The following is a 17551-nucleotide window of genomic DNA, read 5'->3' on the forward strand; positions in this document are numbered from 1 at the left end:
TCAGTCCCGCAACATATAGGCATCGACCGGGCTGCCTGCCGCAAATCCTTCCGAGCCGCCTGATACCACGAGCCAGGCCTCGGCGCGGGCGATCGACTCAAGCGACAATTCGCTTACCGCCAGCGGGATCCACATGTCCTGCTTCCGCTCCAGCAGCACGATCTCGGCGAGGCCGACGTGAGATGCAATCTTGCGCGCCAGCGGCAAATTGACTGTCTTGCGCAGGCGCCGGCCCGAAAGGCGATCGACCGCGGGAAGCGCCAGCGTCCACCATGCCGCAAGGGCCTGATCCGGCGCGCCCGGCAGCACCACGACGGGAATCTTACTGAGGCGCCCGACGGCCGAGGTGCGACCAGGTTGCAGGGCAATGCCGTGGGCGAGAATTTTGCCACGCGCAGCCAATGCCATCACTGCCGCGTCGGTGCGGCCGACGCCGGAGCCGCCGATGATCAGGAGCAGATCGCACGCGCCATCATCGAGCGCCGCGGCAATCGATCCGGCATCGCGGCCTGCGGCGGTCGATGACACGACGTCGGCGCCGGTGGCCCGCGCGCTCTCCGCGATCAGATCCGCCGTCACGGCGCCGCCGGGAACATTGACGATGCGCAGCCTCGGGCGGCGGACTTTCAATCGTTCCAATCCGGCCGCGCACGCCACCAGGAGATCGCGCGGCAGCACGCGCCGCCCGGCCTCCGCGACGAGACTGCCGGCGGCGATATCACCGCCTGCCCGGCGCACGCCCTGCCCCGGAATCGCCTCCGCCAGCACCTGCGGCAGCGGGCCTGACACGTCGACGGAATCGGAATCAAGCACGCAGTCGCAAGCTTCCGGCATGGCCTCGCCGGCCTCGACCCAGACCGGCGGCGCCGACAATGGCAACGGCGCATAGGAAGACGCGCCGACGAGATCGCGGGCGCAAAAGGCGTAGCCATCCGCCGCGGCGATGTCGCGCTGCGGATGGGCCTGGAGCGGCGGCATCTCCGCGGCGATGCAACGCAGCGCTTCCTTGAGGGTTAATTCCACCGGCGCGACCGGTTCCACGCCGTTGAGCAGGGCGTCGAGCGCCCTATCGAGCGGTGTCAGCGAGGTCGGCAGGCGCTGGGGCGAGGTCATGGCCCGGCTATGCCCTGAATCGGGCCGGAAATAAACAGAACCGGGGGACTGCCGTCATCGTGCCCCTCCGGACCACGTTGACGCCGTCCCAAAATAGTTGCAAATGAGACCAATTGGCGGATCAACCGTCTGCAAAAACCAACGGCCAACGTGCCGATTCCAGGGAGGAGAAGACAGGATGTTCGCCGGGAACCTATCCAGGCTGGGAATACTCGCGGGCGCGCTGCTGGCATCGACCGCCGCGCTCGCGCAAGTTTCAGACGATTTGGTCAAGATCGGCGTCCTCACCGACATGAACGGTCCGGCGGCGACGCCGACTGGCCAGGGCTCGGTCACGTCAGCGCAAATGGCGATCGATGATTTCGGCGGCAAGGTGCTGGGCAAGCCGATCAGCATCGTCGTCGGCGACCATCAGCTCAAGCCCGACATCGGCGGCGGCATCGCGCGGCGCTGGTACGATGTCGACCAGGTCGACGTGATCGTCGACGTGCCGGTGTCGGCGGTCGGCCTCGCCGTGCAGAACATCGCCAATGAAAAGAAGAAACTGTTCATAACGCATTCGACTCTCGCCGCGGATTTCCACGGCAAGTTCTGCTCGCCCTACGCCATGCAGTGGGTGATCGACACCCGTTCGCTCGCGGTCGGCACCGCGCAGGCCGTGGTGAAGCGCGGCGGCGATAGCTGGTTCTTCATTACCGATGACTATGCGTTCGGCCACTCGCTGGAACGCGACGCCTCCAGCGTCGTCACCGCCAATGGCGGCAAGGTGCTGGGTTCAGTGCGCCCGCCGCTTGCCACGCCCGATCTGTCGTCCTTCGTCCTGCAGGCACAGGCCTCCAAGGCCAAGATCATCGGCATCGCCGCCGGTCCGCCCAACAACATGAACGAGATCAAGACCGCCGCCGAGTTCGGAGTCTTCAAGGGCGGTCAGCAGATGGCAGCGCTGCTCGCGCTGATCACAGACATTCATTCGCTGGGATTGCCGGCGGCGCAGGGCCTGTTGCTGACGACGTCGTTCTACTGGGACATGGACGACAAGACGCGCGAATGGTCGAAGCGCTATTTCGCCAAGATGAACCGGATGCCGACGATGTGGCAAGCCGGCGTCTATTCCTCGGTCACGAGCTATCTCAACGCCATCAAGGAAGCCGGCACCGACGAGCCGCTGAAGGTGGCGGCGAAGATGCGCGAAAAGCCGATTGAGGATTTCTTCTCCCGCAACGGCAGGCTGCGCGAGGACAATCTGATGGTACATGACCTCTGGCTGGTGCAGGTCAAGAAGCCGGAAGAATCGAAATATCCGTGGGATTACTACCAGATCCTCGCCAAGATTCCCGGCGATGAAGCGTTCGGCCCGCCCGATCCGGCGTGTGCGATGGCGAAGAAATAAACGGGCGAATGGCGAGTAGCGAATGGCGAGTAGTAGGTGGCGAACCTCGCCATTCGCTACTCACCATTCGCCATTCACCTACTTCGCCACCCCGATCTCCCTAAAATACTTCATCACGCCGGGATGGATCAGCGCCGCATTCGGCGCCGCCGCAACCGTGTTCGCGGCCGTGGTCTCACAGGCCTGCGGCAGCTTCTTGCAGAGCGCGGCCTCGGCCCCATGCAGCGTGCGCGCCAGCCGGTAGGTGACGTCGTCAGGCAGGCTTTCGCGCGCCAGCACAAAGCTCCACGAGCCGACGGAATCGATCGCTGCCGGCTGGTTGGTATAGCTGTTGGCGGGGACTGTCAGGGGCTTCAGGAACGTGTGCTTGGCGCGGATGCGCGCGATGTCGCCGCCGTCAGGCGCGATGAACCGTGCGCCGCCCGGCGCCTGTGCCATCGCAGCAAAACCCGGCCAGCCGATGCCCGCGCCCCACAGCGCCGCCGCGCGGCCATCCTGCACCATGGCGGGGCCGTCGCCGGCGCGGTCGAGATAGATCGATTTGAAGTCTTCGTCCTGCTTCAGCCCGATGCCGTCGAGAATATAGCGCGACAGGATCGGCAGGCCCGACCCCTTGGCGCCGAAGGCGACCGGCTGGCCGACCAGATCCCTGATCGTTTTGTAGGGACTGTCCGCCCGCACCACGAACATGCCGGGGCTGGAATACATCGCGGTGAGGATTTTCAGTTTCGTTGCCGGCTGCCGGCCGATGCCCATGAAGGCCTCATAGGCCGGCTCGCCAGCCACCAGCGCGATATCGAGCTGGTCGGATTCCAAGAGCGGGATGTTTTCGTTGGAGCCCTTGGTGTTGCGCGGCTCGACCGAGAGCGCCGGATCGGCGGCGTTCACGATTTCGGCGAAGGCATTGCCATAGACCGGAAAGCCGCCGCCCGGCGTCGCGGTCCCCAGGCTGATCGTGGTTTTGGTAATGGCCTTGCCTCCCTCCTGCGCCGCGGCGGCGCCGGCAAACAGCAGCAGGCCGGCCCAGACGATCCCAGCGAGTTTCATTTTTGGCCTCAAGCGTTTGGTGACGAATGATGCAGCGGAGGTTGTAGGCAAGCGCAGGGCCTGATGAAAGCCTGTTTTTGGATCCCAAGGGCGGCATTGCCGTATCGCTGTCATGCCTGTAAACGATGGCGGCACCGTTGCCGGCCGCCGCTTTTCGGCCGTTCCGCGGCGGGGCCTGTAGCTCAATGGTTAGAGCCGGCCGCTCATAACGGTCTGGTTGCAGGTTCGAGTCCTGCCGGGCCCACCAACAAATCAATCACTTTATGCGGACACTTTGAAAACGACTCGATTTCCGCTTTAAGAACGACTCGATTTCGTTTTGAAAACGACTCGATCTCAGATCTCCCTGAAACGCCTGTCAAATTTCTCCTCGATTTTTTCGCCGAATTTGCGACCCGAAAAAAGTGAGGGGGGTCTTTTCTCGTCGAGGGCTGTCCGCTGCATCTCCAAGGAAGATGGGTGCCGCCGATTGACCGGACGCCCCTTTTCTTCCCAACTGACAAGAGCGGGTGGGCGCGCGGGAATCATCGTGCGGACTGGTATCGCAACCGATAGTTCAACAAGCGTATTTTTCCGCGATCTTGTCGCCAATCGAAAGCTCTTCGGCCTCCATGATTTCAAACCGGTCTCGGTTATTTTGACAACATCGGTCACGCACGATTCAAATTTTGTTTTTTGACCTTGGGGCAGGCAAATATCCGCCCACGTGGTCGTTGCAACCGTGCGCGGCGATGAACATGGCGACGGCCGACCGGCAATAGGATTCGATTTCGTTGTCGTCCTCTGCTCTCGCCTGATCGAAGCGTGCGATAATCAGGAGATCGGATCCTTTGAAAAGCGCGGCAAACAAGCGGGCGGAGCGGAGAGGATCGGGCACGTTCAGAAGCGCCTTCGCGTGCAACTGACGCAACAGGGCCTCGATTTGGGCGATGACATGGGCGGGGCCGGCTTCGTAATGGAGCTTGCTTAACGAGTTTTGATTCGTCTTGTCGGCCATGACCATGGCTTCGACACTGCGGACGTCTGATCTCAACAGCGTGCGAAGCAGGGATGATCCGACCGCCATGAGCTGATCTTCGACCGAACCGTCGACGCCTTCAAGAAGGGCCTGTGGTGCAAACAACTGATGGCAGCCGGCCGCGATGGCTGCGCTGAACAGCGCCTCCTTGTTCTCGAAGTGCCGATAGATGCTGAGCTTGGATATCTTCGCCCGCTGGGCGACCTTGTCCAATGTCGTCGCTTGAAAACCCAATTCCACAAAGAGTTCGCTCGCGGCGTCGACTATCGTTTGGCCAAGCGCCTGGTTGGCGGGCCGGCCGCGCCGGCCCTGGCTGTTTTCGGTCACGACAATTCCAGTACTTGACAGTATTATAATTCTTGCATTACGATACCATGTAGTATCTGAAATGTGCAAGCCAATGGGTAGGTTTCAACCTGTCCTCCAAATCAAGTTCCCCGGGCCGCCCGGCGATATCGAATGCGGCATTGTCCGGCCGGTCAACACAGTGATGGGCGACTTTCTCGCAGATGCCGAAGCCCTGCTCGCTGCCCGTCTCGAGCGCGTATCGCTGGACGATATTGCGCGCCAGGCCCAGCCCAACCCCCTCCATCCACAACACGGAGCCCATCACCATGGATGACGTCATCATCATCGGCGGCAGCTTTGCCGGTCTCGCCGGCGCCCTGCAGCTCGGCCGTGCCCGCCGCAAGGTCACCGTTCTCGATACCGGCCTGCCACGCAACCGCTTCGCCGGCCACTCGCATGGCCTGCTCGGCCACGATCACAAGCCGCCGCTGGACATCCTCGCCGAGGCGCGGCAGCAGCTGGCGCGTTATCCCACGATCAGGCTGGTCAATGCCGGGGCCGACAGCGTATCCGGCACCATCGACGATTTCTCCGTCCTCACTGGCGATGGCGAACGCCTTGGGGCGCGCCGCCTGATCCTGAGCTATGGCGTCGCCGACCAGATGCCTGATGTTCCGGGCTTTGCCGAAGGCTGGGGCACGTCCATCGTGCCCTGCCCCTATTGCGACGGCTTTGAAGTCGCCGGCCAGCATTGGGGCCTCGTCTGGTCCGGCCCGCAGTCGCACAATCAGGTCAGGCTGTTCCACGATTGGACCGACAGGTTGACGCTCTTCGCCGATGGTCACGACATTCCGCCCGATATCCGGGCCGATCTGGCGCGCCGCAACATACCTGTCGTCGAGGGCCGGATCACCGAGATCGCCCATCACGGGGGCCATAGCGCCACCGTCAAGCTCGATACCGGCCCCGATGTCGTGGTCGACATCCTGTTCGCCCATCCGCGCAACAAGCCGTCCGCAAGCCTGCATGAATCACTGGGTCTCGCCACGGTCGATACGCCCCTCGGCATCGCCCTCAAGGTCGACGAGCGCCGCGAAACCAGCATGCCCGGCATCTACGCCGCCGGCGACCTCGCCAACCCCCTCATGGCCTCGGTCACCACGGCATCATGGCAAGGCGCGATGGCGGGTATCTTCGCCCAGCAGTCGATGCTGGTTTGAGAGCACAGATTCCCTTCTCCGGTTGCCGCGGGCGCGGTTGTCCTTCGAAGTCCGGCGCTAGGCGGCACCGATCTCGACGCATGAGACGATCACACGCAGGTCTGGCGCCTTATCGCTGGTGGACGCGGGATCGCTGGAGACGATGCGCGCTTTGGCATCGGATAGCTTAGTTAAGAACGAATCAGAACAAGGATATGTCATGGCACAGCACAATGCCGATCAGGTCGCCGACTGGAATGGCCAAAGCGGGGAGCGCTGGGTCGCCCACCAGGCCCGGCTCGATGCCAGGCTGGCGGTGTTCGGCCAGGCCGCGATCGAAGCCGCCGCGCCCGCGACGGGCGAGCGCGTGCTGGACGTCGGCTGCGGCGCGGGCGCGTCGAGTCTGGCTCTGGCCGCCCGCGTCGGCGCGGGGGGCCAAGTGCTGGGCGTGGACATATCCGAACCGCTGATCGGCCGAGCGCGCGCGCTTGCGCTACAGGATACGCCGGCCCTGTTCCGGGTGGCCGACGCCAGCAGCGCCGAGCTGCCCGAGGGGGCGTTCGACATCCTGTTCTCGCGTTTCGGGGTGATGTTCTTCGACGATCCGACAGGGGCGTTCGCCCATATGCGCCGCGCGCTCCAGCCGGGCGGGCGGGTCGCTTTCGTCTGCTGGCGTGGCGCGGCCGAGAACGATTGGGTGCGCCTGCCGATGGGCGCGATCAAAGGCATCGTCCCGCCGACGGCGCTGCCCGATCCCGAAGCGCCCGGCCCATTCTCGTTCGGCGACCGGGGGCGGGTGGCTCGCATCCTGACGGCGGCCGGCTTCACCGATATCGCTATCGCGCCCTTCGATGCTTCCATCCCGTTTGGCGAGGGCGCGACGCGGGACGCGGCGATCGACGACGCGGTGAAGATGACGTTCGAGGTCGGCCCGCTGTCGCGCGCGCTCGCTGATCAGCCCGACGACATCCGCGCCCGCGCCTCGGCCGCGGTTCGTGCCGCCTTCGCGGGCCGCCCCGGCGAGCGGTCGGTGATGATCGACGGCGCGACGTGGATCGTCATGGCGCGCAATCCGGCAAGCTGACAGGGATTAGCAGGGGAGACGCCCCGCTCGGTGGAGGGGGGCGTCTTTGGCCGGTCAGCGGGACCAGATGAGGGCGTATTCGCCGGCGGTCTCGGAGAGTAGAGAGTTAGTTAGTTGGCCAATCGGTCAGGGTACGCAGAAGAGATGGGTGCTGACATGAGTCACCGGCTTATCGATGCCGCTCCCTCGAATGCGTCCGAGCTCTCCGCTTATGTGGAGAGTCTCCGCGAGCACTTGCTGGCGCATCCGGAGGAATGGGAGCAGGTTACGCTGGACCAATATCTCGAAGCTTTCGCAGCTGTGCTGCGAGACCATCAAGGGCCGAGCCCCCTTGGCCAAAGCCGCCTCCTGGACGGGCATGAGCGGGAAAGCATGCCTTACGCCGTCCTTGCTCGACTGCTGCATGCGGCCAGCATCTACGAGTAGCCCTGACGCGCCTTCGGTTGACCCTGGCGAGCCGGAGCGAATTCGATCGAGCGATCGCCGGCAACATCGTGCGAATACGGCTTTCAACTTCGTCCTGAACCAGGACTATCAGCGACTGAGCCGAAGCTGCCGGACCGAGCGCCCGCCGACACAAAAAACGGGGCGAATTCCGCAGCGTCTCGAACGACTTGCAGGATCGAGTCGTTTTCAAAACGAAAGCACCGCTGATCGAGTCGTTCTTAAGGTCAAGATCGAGTCGTTTTCAAAATGCAGGAATCAGCAAACTCAAGCACTTAGCCGAGTCGTTTTCAAAGTGTCCCCACACACACTTGTACGGACACTTTGAGAAAGACTCGATTTCCGCTTTAAGAACGACTCGATTTCGTTTTGAGAACGACTCGATCTCAGATCTTCCTGAAGGAACTTGCGAATTTCGCCTCGATTTTTTCGCCGATTCTGGAGTTCGAAAAACCGAGGGGTCAATTCAGTGTTCTTCTGTTTCCATACGCCTTGCATGTCCCCACTCCCGCCTAAGGCCGAGTTCACCAGGTACAAGCCGTGAAAAAGCCGCTAATGAAGTTCGTGTTCCATGAGCAAGAAGTCGCCGCGGTCACCTTTCGTGCGATGGTGGAAATCGGGCGCGTCGTCCCCGCAGCTTGCGCTGACCCCGCGGCTCAGGCTGTTCGCATCAATGGGTATGAGACGCTCGAAGGCGGCATCGGCGATTTCAGCGGCGGCATCGCAGTCGCACGCCCGTTCAAGGGCAGCTATCGAGCAATGCGCCGCGGATGCGTGGCCAGCTGGATGCCTCGTTCCGGACAGGGGCGGTCCGGCTCGCGCAAGCGCCACGCCGACGTCCGGTTTTCCGCCTCAACGCATGTCATCCTTACCTTCCGGTACATAAATCATACGGCCATCCGGCAGCCGGTAGGTGATGCCGGCGCGGATGCCCTCGCCCTCGCCGATGGAGCCGTTGGTTTGGTAGCGGGTCAGCTCGCGACCCTCCTTCACAGTTATCTTCATGTCGGCCTTGCCAGGGTTCTCGACGACAACGACGCTCTGGTTCGAGAACGGATTGAGCGGATTGCGGACGATGATAATCATCAGCATCGCCACGACGACGAGAAAGACGTCGATCAGGTTGACCAGCGAGAGGATCGGATCGTCGCTTTCGCCCTCTTCAAGGAAACGCATTAAGACACTCCCTTCTCGCGCTCGAAAGCACGCAACTCCTCGAGCAGCCAGCGGCGGCGCACCGTCAGGATAAAATAGGCTATGGAGGCGCTGATGAGCGCAAGGATGACCGCAGAGAAGGCCACCACGAAATTCTCGCCGACGCTGCGCGCATCGCTGCGCGTCAGGGCGAGCAATGCTGGCCCCATCGGGATCATGGTCGCGACAAGTCCGAGCATGGGCGCACTTCGGGACACCACGCTCAGCCATTCCAGCCGCCGGAGAATCCAGATTTCGAGATCGTCGCTGACGGCGTTCGTCTTGCTCTGGTGCGCCGCAAGCTGCGACCGGTAAGTGCCGTGCCACCGTTGCCACGCTTCCATGACGAACGCGCCCAGCGCGACAAAGGCGTAAAGCAGCGCGCTGACGATCAAGACTAAAACGGGAAAGAGGAAGAGCTTCGCGATCTCATAAAGAGCAGATTCAAACGTCGACATTAGGCATTTCCTAAAGCTGCCAAGCTGTTCCGGCGCCATTGCACGTAGAGGCCTGCGCCGAAGCAAGCCAGCATCATGAGAAGCGCCATAGCACTGTGCCACCATGATCGGCTCTCCCCGGCCCCGGCGACGACCGGCTCAAGTACAGGACCGGTCACGGTCTGTGGAGGATTGATCTCGGCCTGCTTGGCAGCGGCCGGCGGCGGCTGTTGTGACGGGCGCGCGATACCAAACCCGGCCCCCATCTGGTCGACGAAGGCTTTTGTCAGCTTCTCGCCCATGAGGACATTCTTTTGGGCCAACTCGTCGACGCGCGCGACCAACTCGCGGCGAGTGTGTTCCGGTGCATCCCAATAGCCTTTCCGAATGGCTTCGATCATGCGTTCTATGATCTGGAGCTGCGCCGTCGGATTGTGTTGTTCAAACCAAGCTCCGAGCTTGAGATCGCGAATGTCGCGTATGAACGTGTCGTGCACGGTTTGCCATTGGTCCGCACGCACCATATTGGGATCGACGACTTGCCAACCCCAAAGATTGTTCACGGCATTGAGGATTTCCAGAGTGCCGGCATAACCCTCTTTCTGTATCGTCGAGATCCAGTGTGGATTGAAATACCGCGAACGGGTTTCATCGGAGAGCAAACGTGCCGCCGATGTGATGCGCGCGGTATTTTCGCGAAGGTCCGCGATGTAGAGCGACGGTGAAGCGCCATCGAGGTGCCGGATCGCCAGCGACAAGCCACCGAGAAATTCGAACGGATGGTCTGTCGAGAGAATGCCGTGCAGTTTGGAGGAACGCGACAGAACGGCGGCCTGGACGCCTTTGAGCTGCTCGGCGAACAAGTTGGTTTCACCATCTCCACGGATGCCCCAGAGCTTCGAGCCGTAGGCGTACTGCGTGCGGCCGAGGAACGCTTCGGCGAGGCTTGAATCCTTCTCCCACGACGCCGATTTCAACACGGCCTCCGGCAGGCCCGTGCCGTAGTCGCCCATGGCGTTGCTGAACATGCGCAGCCTAGCCAGTTGAAGCGCCCGTTCCCTGGGCTGGCCTTGAGCGACCAGGCGCTCGGCCGATGCGCGGGTGTTCTGGAACAAGGGATTGTCGCCCTCGTCGAGTTGCGCGAGCTGTTCGATCGCGTCCGCCAGCTTCCGCATGAAGCTGTCAAACTGGTCGCGATAGACGCTGGTGATCTGCATCACGACGTCAATGCGCGGACGTCCGAGTTCCTGCCGCGGGATGATGGCGAGCGCCGCCAGGCGTCCACCGCTATTCCAGACCGGCCTGAGCCCAAGCGCGTGAAGTATCTGGCTCTCGACGATGCCGAGATGCCGCATCGTCTCGGAGCCCCACATGCTGAAGGCGAGTTTGCGCGGTGTCTCGCCTTGGTGATCCTTGCGATAGGCATCAATTAGCTGCTGCAAGGCTTTCGCCCCGGCTTCGTGGGCCACGCGGGTCGGCACCTTGTCAGGCTCGAAGGCAAACAGGTTGCGTCCGCTTGCCATATCAGGATTGCGGATTGGATCGCCGCCCGCACCGGGAGGAACAAAGCCGCCGCCAAGCGCCAGGAGGAGGCCTTCGATCTCCCCGGGATGCTGAAGATTGAGATCGAGGCCGACCGCTCGTTTGATGGCGTCGGCAAGTTCCGAGTCGGCAAGGGTTTCGACCGGCACCCCTTCGCGAAGGTGGCGGCGGAGGAGCCTGTAAGGCGCGCTATCTTGCAGCGCCTTGAAGTCGACGGCGAAGAACTCTTCAGGCTCCGTGCCGAGCTTTTTGTAGAAGGGCTGCCCGAGTTGCTGCATGACCGTCGAAAGACGCTCATCCGGCGAAGACGGCTCACCGAAGGTGTGAAGCCCGAGCGGCATGGCGTGTTGGGCCAATTCGTGCAGATGATCGTGTAGTTCCGACAGGAATTTCGGGAAGTCGCCGTCGATGGCTTTCTCGTCCCAGCCCATGTCGCGATGATAGTTATGTTTGACGACGGCCTTTCGGATGTCTTCGCCGGTCTGTTCTTTCACCGCGCCGTTCTCGAGTTGCATGAATTCGTGGATCTTCGTATGCAGGTCGCGCAGCTCGTTATAGAGGCCAGCGGGCGCGAAGGCCGGCGTCTGGTGACTAACCGTGACGGCGCGGCCGCGGCGTTTGGCCTGGATGGCTTCGGCAACATTGTCTTGAATGTAGGGATAGATCACCGGCATGTTGCCGACGGCCAGCATGGGATAATCGTGAACCGAAAGACCGCGATCTTTCCCGGGTGTCCATTCCTGCGTTCCATGAGTACCGAGATGGATAAGCGCGTCCGCGCCCAGCGTCTCTCGCACATAGAGATACGTCGCAAGATAGGCGTGATCGGGCGGCTGCTTCGTGTCGTGATAATTTTCCCCTGGCCTTCCGCCGCGTGGCGGCTGCGGCATGATGGTGAGCTTCCCCACCTCGAAGCGCGGAATGACGAACTGCTTTTCGCCTCCGATATCGCGCACGGCGGAGTGCTGCTCGGGCTCTCCCCATTTTGCCAAGAGCTCTGACTTCCGCTGTGCGGGCAGCGCGTCCAGCCACGAACGGTAGGCTCGAACGGGCAACGTTCCGGCCAACCCACGCCCGCGCAAGGCATCCAGGGTCTCGGGCCGGTAGTAGCCTGCCAGCATGGCTTGTCCGGCTTCGATCAAATCGGCCTCACTTGTCGGCTTGACGGCATAACCCGCCTTCGCAAGCGCAGCCGTCATCTTCTCGAGGCTCCTTGGAATATTGAGGTTGGAGGCGGAGAAGTTCTTCTCGCCCGGCGGGTAGTTCCAGAACATCGCCGCGAGCTTCTTTTGATCAGCCGGCGTGTGACGCAGGGCGACAAGTCGTTCGAGTTTGCCGAGAAGCGCTTCGATCTGCTTTTGAATGGGAGCCGGCTCGCCATTGTGTAGCGCGTCGACCACCAGCGGATCGCTCGCACCCCATCCTTCGGGAACGGCAAGGAACGCTGCAGCGAGCGGCGCGGCCATGCCGCTTTCGGCCCGGTCCCACGCGTCAGCGTCGCCTTCGCGGTAGTTGACGACCTGGACGACCGGGATTCCGAGCTTGAGGAATTCCGCGCTGCGCGCTGAGCCGTTTTGCATGTGGGTTGCGATGACAAGCACGTCGGCCTTGGCGGGGACGAGCAGCTTTTCCAGCCCTTGCGGGTCGGCCGCCTCAAGCCAGAACGCCATCGGCAGCAATCCGCGATTCTCACTTTGGCGGATCATCGCGTCGACGACTTTTGTTTCCATATTCGCGATCAGGCCCGGATAGATCGCGATACCGATATGCCCTTTGGGTCTGGTGACCCGGCCTTCTGCCCAACGCAGGTAATCTGCGACGGACGTAAAGGCCGTAGGCGCGTCAGGGTGATAAATGCCGGTCGAAGGAAGAGGGGTCGGCGACGCAATATGCGTGGGATCGCGGCTATCGCGTAAGGCGGCCCAGAATTCGAAAAGCGCTTTGAGATTTTCCTCCCCGCCGTGGCTGTAATGGGCCATCAGGCGACGCGCGATCAGCGGGGGGAGATTGCCGAAGGCCGGAGGTCCTCCACCGATCCGTATCCACGGTACCGCCGTGTCTTTCAATGCTGAGCCGACGCTTTCCTGGACGCGCGCCAGGTCCATCGGGCGCGGCGTGTCGAGAATGACCAGACCCGCGCCGCCGATCCAATCGGCGGGCGAGCCCGGTGTGCGGGCGACAAAGACACTTTCCAGCGCCAGTCCCTGCGCCCCCGCGAAACCCGCCAGCTTGTCGAGCTTTCCAGGAAGCACAAAGTCATCGGTGATGATTCGCACCACGTTCGTGCGTGTTGAAGCGTTCGGGCGTACATCCTGCGAAAAGGCCTCTCCCGCCCCGGCTACGAGGACAAAGGTCAGGAGCAACGCTGAAGCGAAATGGCGTCCCACGGGAATACCCTCAATAGAAACGCTTGGTGAAGCCTGCGTAGAAGGCGCGACCGGTGCCCGGATAAACTGACGGTGTGCCGGCGGCGATGTCTGCTGCCCGCAAGCTCGGAGTAAAGTCGCCCACATAGGCGACATCGGTGAGATTCCGTGCCTCGAACCATAGCGTGAGCGAATTATCGGGCGCTTTCCATCCCAGCTTCGCGCCATAGAGCGCATAAGCCGGCACGACGAAGGCATTGCCGCCCGAATTGTCGAAGGTGGTGTAGCGCTCGCCGATGTAGCGGATGTTGCCCGATACATAGAATCCGGAGGGGTGACGGTAGCCTAATTCGCCAAAGGCCTGATGCTTCGGAATGACAGGAAGCGTGCTGCTCCCGAACAGTGCATCATTGTCGAAACGGAAGTGGTTGAAGTTGTAGACGGCATTCAGGAAGACGTGGTCGCCGGGATTGAAGACATCCACGAACGGGCGGGTGCGGAAAGCCGTCTCGATCCCGTCGTGGATGGTGCGGTCGGCGTTGAAGGCCGCCTGACTTCCCGAGAGGCCGCAAGAGTATTGTCCGTTCACTTGCGCTCGCTGGCCGGGGGTCAGGCGGGAAAGCGGGATGAGGCCAAGCGCGCATTGCGACAGAATCTCGTCGCGTAGCTGCATGTGATAGAGTGTTACATCGTAATTGAAGCGGTCCCACCCGCCGCGCACACCGACCTCCGTCGTCCACGCTTTCTGCATGCGAAGCCGATCCGTCAGGGCGAGTTGCACGTTCGGATTGCTGAATCCGTTCACGGTCTGCTCGATGCCGAGCAGCGAGAAGATGTCACCGCTGTTAGGCACCTCGGTGCTGCGCGAGATATTGCCGTAAAGGAAATGGTTGGAGAGGTACTCCCAGTTTGCGCCAAACTTCGGATTGACGGCCTCAAATTCGCGATCGTAGTTGCGGCGGCCAGTCGAACTGCCCGGGCCAAACAGGCCACCGGCGATGACGGGACCGCTGTACTCGTCTTTCAGCGTGCGATTGGTCCAGAAGGCCTGCAAACCGGTGAAGAGGTGCACGCGCGGCAAGACTTCGAGTGCTGCTTCCGCGTAACTTTCGTGCAGCCATGACGTGAAGGCGTCGTTGTAGACGAGCGCGGCCTTCTGATTGCCCGACGATCCGGGCACCCACTGGAAGTCCCGATATCGGGCGGTCTCATAAGTCGGGCGGTAGCCGGCGACCAACTCCAGCGGCTTGCCAGCGATTTCCCCCTTCTGTTCCATGCGGAAGGAGACGCCATGATCCTTCCACGCCACATCGACGATGCCGGCGCGCGGCGACGGTAGATGATCGAAGGCTGTTGCAATGTAATACGGCGAGATCTCGATCGACGTCGATCCTAGCCGGAACAAGGTCTTGTTTACGATACGGGCGTAGTCAAAATCGGCACGCAAATTATAGGGGAACGACGTGTTGCCAGGGTCATATCCGCTTCGGCGATAGATCGGGAGTTGATTGAGTGGAATACTGGTCGGCAATTCCTGCTTGTTGCTTCCGATCGCAACATAAGTGCGGCTGTCGACGATGTCGTTCGGACGCCAGCCGACATTGCCGCTGAAGCGCTTCGTATCATTCTGCGAAAAGTATTCGTACCCCTTGTTGTGATAGGCGTTCGTCTGAAGATAGTAGTCGAAATTGTCCTTGGCTCCGCCGTATTCGAGCTGACCCTGCAGATTTCCGTAGCTTCCGAACGCGCCGGAGATCGCTGCACCTGGCGCAGTGAGGCCCGTCTTGGAGACGAGATTGATAGCGCCGCCGGTGGCGAGCGCGCCATAGCGCAGGCTGTTCGCGCCACGATAGACCTCGATGTAATCCACCGCCTTGAGATCGAAGATCGACGGTGTATTGCCGCTTTCGATGCGGCCTAGCGGTACCCCGTCGATGAAGGCGCGCACGCCGCGACCGCTGCGCGGCCCCGTTTGCGACGAGTCACTGCCACGCATCGAAATCGTGCCCTGCCCGTTTTCGCCTTTGTCGGTGACGTAGACTCCAGGCGTTTGCTCGAGCGCTTCGCGAATGTTCGCCTGATTGCCCGGGTCCTGTTGTGTAACGGAAACCACCGCCTCGGCGCCCGGCCTGCGCAGGAAACGCTCGCGCTGGGCTTCGAAAGGCGCCGGATTGTTCGGGATCTCGCCCCGCGGAATTGGCAGTGCGGAGCCAGCCACGCGGCCGGCGGGGCGACTGCGAGCCGCAGTCGTTCGGGGCGCGGGACGCTGCGCGGGCGCCTGTACGGTGATCGTCTCAAGAAGAACAGGATTTGCGGGGGGAGCGGCCGCCTCTTGTGCCTGAATGGAACCGGCACCAAAACCCACCAAATGTGCAACCAAACCCGCACTAAATCGACCCGCCCGCCCGTTTTTTGACCGACTCCCCCTCAAATCGCCCCACAACTTCACGATCAGTCCCCAACTACGTAATGTTATAACATAACGTCTCCGTATCGGACAATGATGTCAAGGTCAACGTATGAGGGAGTGGACGATGGGCTATGAAGGTTTAAGAAGCATCGCGCGGTACGTGCGCCGACTGAGAAAGAGCCTCATTGCGGGCACGGCAGTATTGCTCGCTCTGGTCGATCCTGCCGACGCGCACCCGCACGTATGGGTGACGATGCAAAGCGAGATCGTTTACGCGGAAGACGGCACGGTAACGGAGATCCGCCACCGGTGGACCTTCGACGAGATGTTCTCGACCTTCGCAGTGCAAGGCCTCGATAAGCGCAAGAAGGGAGAGTTTTCTCGGGAGGATCTCGCCGGCCTTGCCCAAGTAAATGTAGAGTCTTTGCAGGAGTACCGTTACTTCACTTTCGTGTGCTCGTCGTCCAAGCGCGTCTTGCTTCAAAAGCCAACCAACTACTGGCTGGATTACAACGACGGCCTGCTGACGCTGAACTTCACCCTTCCATTGAAGACACCGGTAAGCGCGCAAACGCTCAGCCTTGAATTCTACGATCCCGTCGGCTTTGTCGATTTCACCCTCAGCGAGCGCAATGCGATGAAGCTCATCGGCGCGCCGGCCGCCTGTAAACTCAACATTCGCAAGCCGCCCGCGGGACCGTCGACATCGACCCTCAGCGAGGCATTCTTCAATTCGCTTACGGCATCGAGCAACTGGGGTGAGCAATTCGCCAACAAGATTACGATTCAGTGCTGAGTATTTGTCTTGCGAGAGTCGGGACGCGCCGATAGGCGGGCACACCCTTAAATTCAGTTGATCCATTTCCGGGTCAGCGATGGAGAAAGTCAATGTCACCGTTTGACATCGCTAGGCGAGCTTTGATCGAACCGATCGGCGCAAACGGCCCTGCAGCTCCGCCGCCAAATTTGTGGATTGGGAGGGATAAAATGGAGGAGCTATCTGAAGAGCTTGTTGTGGTCGTGATCCAAACCGTTCCGTAGCGCCCGCGCCACCCGCATCGCGCGGGCACCGTCCTTTGGTTATCTGCCGACGTCTCCGTCATCGCAAATCGGCGCGTCAATCTCAGCCATGACCCACCCTCCCCGCTTTGACTATTGCCGCGGCTCGCTCAATTGCCGAACCGCGGCGGTTACTGCCTCGCGTGTCAGCGGCCACCGAACTTCGGCGGCCGCTTGGCATTGAAGGCCTCGACGCCTTCCTTGAAATCATCCGACTGGCGCAGGCGGCTGTAGCAGTGGCCCTCGAGTTCGATCGCGATCGCGAGCGTCGAGTCCTCGGTATCGTTCAGGAGCTTCTTGGCCGTTCGCTGCGCGAGCGGCGAGAACGTGCGAAGCTCGTCCACCAGCCTGTCGGTCGCCTTCTCCAATTCCGCATCCGGCACGCATTCCGTCACGATGCCCCACTCCAGCGCTTGCTTCGCCGAGATGCGCTTGGAACGCATGACGATGTCCTTGGTGCGGGTGATGCCGACCATCTTCTGCAACCGTGCCGAGCCGCCTGATCCCGGGATCTGTCCGAGCTTCTGTTCCGGCAGCGCGTACTGCGTGGTTTCGGACGCGATCCGAAAATCACACGCGAGCGAGAGCTCAAAACCGACGCCGAAACAATAGCCACGGTTGGCGACGATCACCGGCTTGGCGCAGCGTGCCGGCGCGGCGATGTTCCAGGCAAGCTTCGAGACATGTTCGGGACTTGCCTCCATGAAACCACCAATATTGCCGCCGCTGGAGAAATGCTCTCCTTCCGACCGCACCACGATGATGCGAACGCGCGGATCCTCGTCGAGCGTTTCGAACGTCAGCCGGAGTTGGTCGCGCTGCGGCATCGCCACGATGTTGTAGGGCGGTCGGCCGAGGACGATGTCGGCGCGTTCATGCGCCTCGTCAATTTCGACCTTGAACCCGTCCAGCTTGGCAAGGCGAGGATCGGCAAATGTGTAGGGTGACGGCATCTGTGCT

14 protein-coding genes and 1 tRNA gene are annotated in these 17551 nt (G+C 61.7%); 6 read left to right on the top strand and 9 right to left on the bottom strand.

Annotated elements, in window-relative coordinates; all coding sequences use genetic code 11:
* Window positions 1–1113 carry a molybdopterin-binding protein gene (locus tag V1288_RS04025; protein ID WP_334355840.1) on the bottom strand — a complete coding sequence of 371 codons (1113 nt, stop codon included), beginning with the start codon at window positions 1111–1113 and terminating at the stop codon, window positions 1–3.
* Window positions 1114–1291: 178 nt separating this feature from the next.
* Here V1288_RS04025 and V1288_RS04030 point away from each other — a divergent pair, with 178 nt between their 5' ends.
* Complete coding sequence (locus V1288_RS04030) at window positions 1292–2503, top strand: ABC transporter substrate-binding protein (protein WP_334355841.1); 1212 nt, start codon at window positions 1292–1294, stop codon at window positions 2501–2503.
* Window positions 2504–2581: 78 nt separating this feature from the next.
* Here V1288_RS04030 and V1288_RS04035 read toward each other — a convergent pair whose 3' ends face one another.
* Window positions 2582–3550: a TAXI family TRAP transporter solute-binding subunit gene (locus V1288_RS04035; protein ID WP_334355842.1), complete on the bottom strand. Its 969-nt coding sequence runs from the start codon at window positions 3548–3550 to the stop codon at window positions 2582–2584.
* A gap of 171 nt (window positions 3551–3721) precedes the next feature.
* On the opposite strand from V1288_RS04035, the gene V1288_RS04040 reads away from it, so the two are divergent.
* A tRNA-Ile gene (locus V1288_RS04040) sits at window positions 3722–3797 on the top strand.
* A 414-nt stretch (window positions 3798–4211) separates the two neighbouring features.
* On the opposite strand, the gene V1288_RS04045 is transcribed toward V1288_RS04040, so the two are convergent.
* Window positions 4212–4895, bottom strand: coding sequence for a TetR/AcrR family transcriptional regulator (locus V1288_RS04045; RefSeq protein ID WP_334355843.1), 684 nt, complete (start codon window positions 4893–4895; stop codon window positions 4212–4214).
* Window positions 4896–4932: 37 nt separating this feature from the next.
* Window positions 4933–5184: a hypothetical protein gene (locus V1288_RS04050; RefSeq protein WP_334355844.1), complete on the bottom strand. Its 252-nt coding sequence runs from the start codon at window positions 5182–5184 to the stop codon at window positions 4933–4935.
* Between V1288_RS04050 and V1288_RS04055 the strand changes: the two genes are divergently transcribed.
* From V1288_RS04055 to V1288_RS04065, 3 genes are all read left to right on the top strand, one after another.
* The gene (locus V1288_RS04055) at window positions 5183–6076 is read left to right on the top strand and encodes an NAD(P)/FAD-dependent oxidoreductase (RefSeq protein ID WP_334355845.1); all 894 of its coding nucleotides are present in this window, start codon (window positions 5183–5185) and stop codon (window positions 6074–6076) included. The genes V1288_RS04050 and V1288_RS04055 overlap by 2 nt on opposite strands.
* A 199-nt stretch (window positions 6077–6275) precedes the next feature.
* The gene (locus tag V1288_RS04060) at window positions 6276–7139 is read left to right on the top strand and encodes a class I SAM-dependent methyltransferase (RefSeq protein ID WP_334355846.1); all 864 of its coding nucleotides are present in this window, start codon (window positions 6276–6278) and stop codon (window positions 7137–7139) included.
* Window positions 7140–7295: 156 nt separating this feature from the next.
* Window positions 7296–7565 (top strand): DUF7660 family protein, encoded by a 270-nt coding sequence (locus V1288_RS04065; RefSeq protein ID WP_247383583.1) that lies wholly within the window; start codon window positions 7296–7298, stop codon window positions 7563–7565.
* 870 nt (window positions 7566–8435) lie between these two features.
* Here the strand turns inward: V1288_RS04065 and V1288_RS04070 are convergent.
* Genes V1288_RS04070 through V1288_RS04085 form a run of 4 tightly spaced genes read right to left on the bottom strand, consistent with a single transcriptional unit; the run spans window position 8436 to window position 15487 of the window.
* Window positions 8436–8759 carry a DUF2149 domain-containing protein gene (locus tag V1288_RS04070; protein WP_247831473.1) on the bottom strand — a complete coding sequence of 108 codons (324 nt, stop codon included), beginning with the start codon at window positions 8757–8759 and terminating at the stop codon, window positions 8436–8438.
* Window positions 8759–9235, bottom strand: a complete 477-nt coding sequence (locus tag V1288_RS04075) for a MotA/TolQ/ExbB proton channel family protein (RefSeq protein ID WP_334355847.1) — start codon at window positions 9233–9235, stop codon at window positions 8759–8761. Before V1288_RS04075 ends, V1288_RS04070 begins: the two co-directional genes overlap by 1 nt.
* Window positions 9235–13143, bottom strand: coding sequence for a cobaltochelatase subunit CobN (gene cobN / locus V1288_RS04080; RefSeq protein ID WP_334355848.1), 3909 nt, complete (start codon window positions 13141–13143; stop codon window positions 9235–9237). Before cobN ends, V1288_RS04075 begins: the two co-directional genes overlap by 1 nt.
* A gap of 10 nt (window positions 13144–13153) precedes the next feature.
* Window positions 13154–15487 (bottom strand): TonB-dependent receptor family protein, encoded by a 2334-nt coding sequence (locus tag V1288_RS04085; RefSeq protein ID WP_334355849.1) that lies wholly within the window; start codon window positions 15485–15487, stop codon window positions 13154–13156.
* A gap of 169 nt (window positions 15488–15656) precedes the next feature.
* Here V1288_RS04085 and V1288_RS04090 point away from each other — a divergent pair, with 169 nt between their 5' ends.
* Window positions 15657–16328 (top strand): DUF1007 family protein, encoded by a 672-nt coding sequence (locus V1288_RS04090; protein ID WP_334355850.1) that lies wholly within the window; start codon window positions 15657–15659, stop codon window positions 16326–16328.
* Window positions 16329–16737: 409 nt separating this feature from the next.
* Here the strand turns inward: V1288_RS04090 and V1288_RS04095 are convergent, their stop codons facing one another.
* The gene (locus V1288_RS04095) at window positions 16738–17544 is read right to left on the bottom strand and encodes an enoyl-CoA hydratase/isomerase family protein (protein WP_334355851.1); all 807 of its coding nucleotides are present in this window, start codon (window positions 17542–17544) and stop codon (window positions 16738–16740) included.
* Window positions 17545–17551: the final 7 nt, after the last annotated feature.

The organism is Bradyrhizobium sp. AZCC 2176, from assembly GCF_036924645.1.
GTDB lineage: Bacteria > Pseudomonadota > Alphaproteobacteria > Rhizobiales > Xanthobacteraceae > Bradyrhizobium.

Coding starts and splice junctions, on each gene's coding strand:
- V1288_RS04065 (WP_247383583.1), top strand. CDS start 7,296: ATGAGTCACCGGCTTATCGATGCCGCTCCCTCGAATGCGTCCGAGCTC.
- V1288_RS04095 (WP_334355851.1), bottom strand. CDS start 17,544: ATGCCGTCACCCTACACATTTGCCGATCCTCGCCTTGCCAAGCTGGAC.
- V1288_RS04035 (WP_334355842.1), bottom strand. CDS start 3,550: ATGAAACTCGCTGGGATCGTCTGGGCCGGCCTGCTGCTGTTTGCCGGC.
- V1288_RS04050 (WP_334355844.1), bottom strand. CDS start 5,184: ATGGTGATGGGCTCCGTGTTGTGGATGGAGGGGGTTGGGCTGGGCCTG.
- V1288_RS04060 (WP_334355846.1), top strand. CDS start 6,276: ATGGCACAGCACAATGCCGATCAGGTCGCCGACTGGAATGGCCAAAGC.
- V1288_RS04025 (WP_334355840.1), bottom strand. CDS start 1,113: ATGACCTCGCCCCAGCGCCTGCCGACCTCGCTGACACCGCTCGATAGG.
- V1288_RS04090 (WP_334355850.1), top strand. CDS start 15,657: ATGGGCTATGAAGGTTTAAGAAGCATCGCGCGGTACGTGCGCCGACTG.
- V1288_RS04030 (WP_334355841.1), top strand. CDS start 1,292: ATGTTCGCCGGGAACCTATCCAGGCTGGGAATACTCGCGGGCGCGCTG.
- V1288_RS04055 (WP_334355845.1), top strand. CDS start 5,183: ATGGATGACGTCATCATCATCGGCGGCAGCTTTGCCGGTCTCGCCGGC.
- V1288_RS04075 (WP_334355847.1), bottom strand. CDS start 9,235: ATGTCGACGTTTGAATCTGCTCTTTATGAGATCGCGAAGCTCTTCCTC.
- V1288_RS04070 (WP_247831473.1), bottom strand. CDS start 8,759: ATGCGTTTCCTTGAAGAGGGCGAAAGCGACGATCCGATCCTCTCGCTG.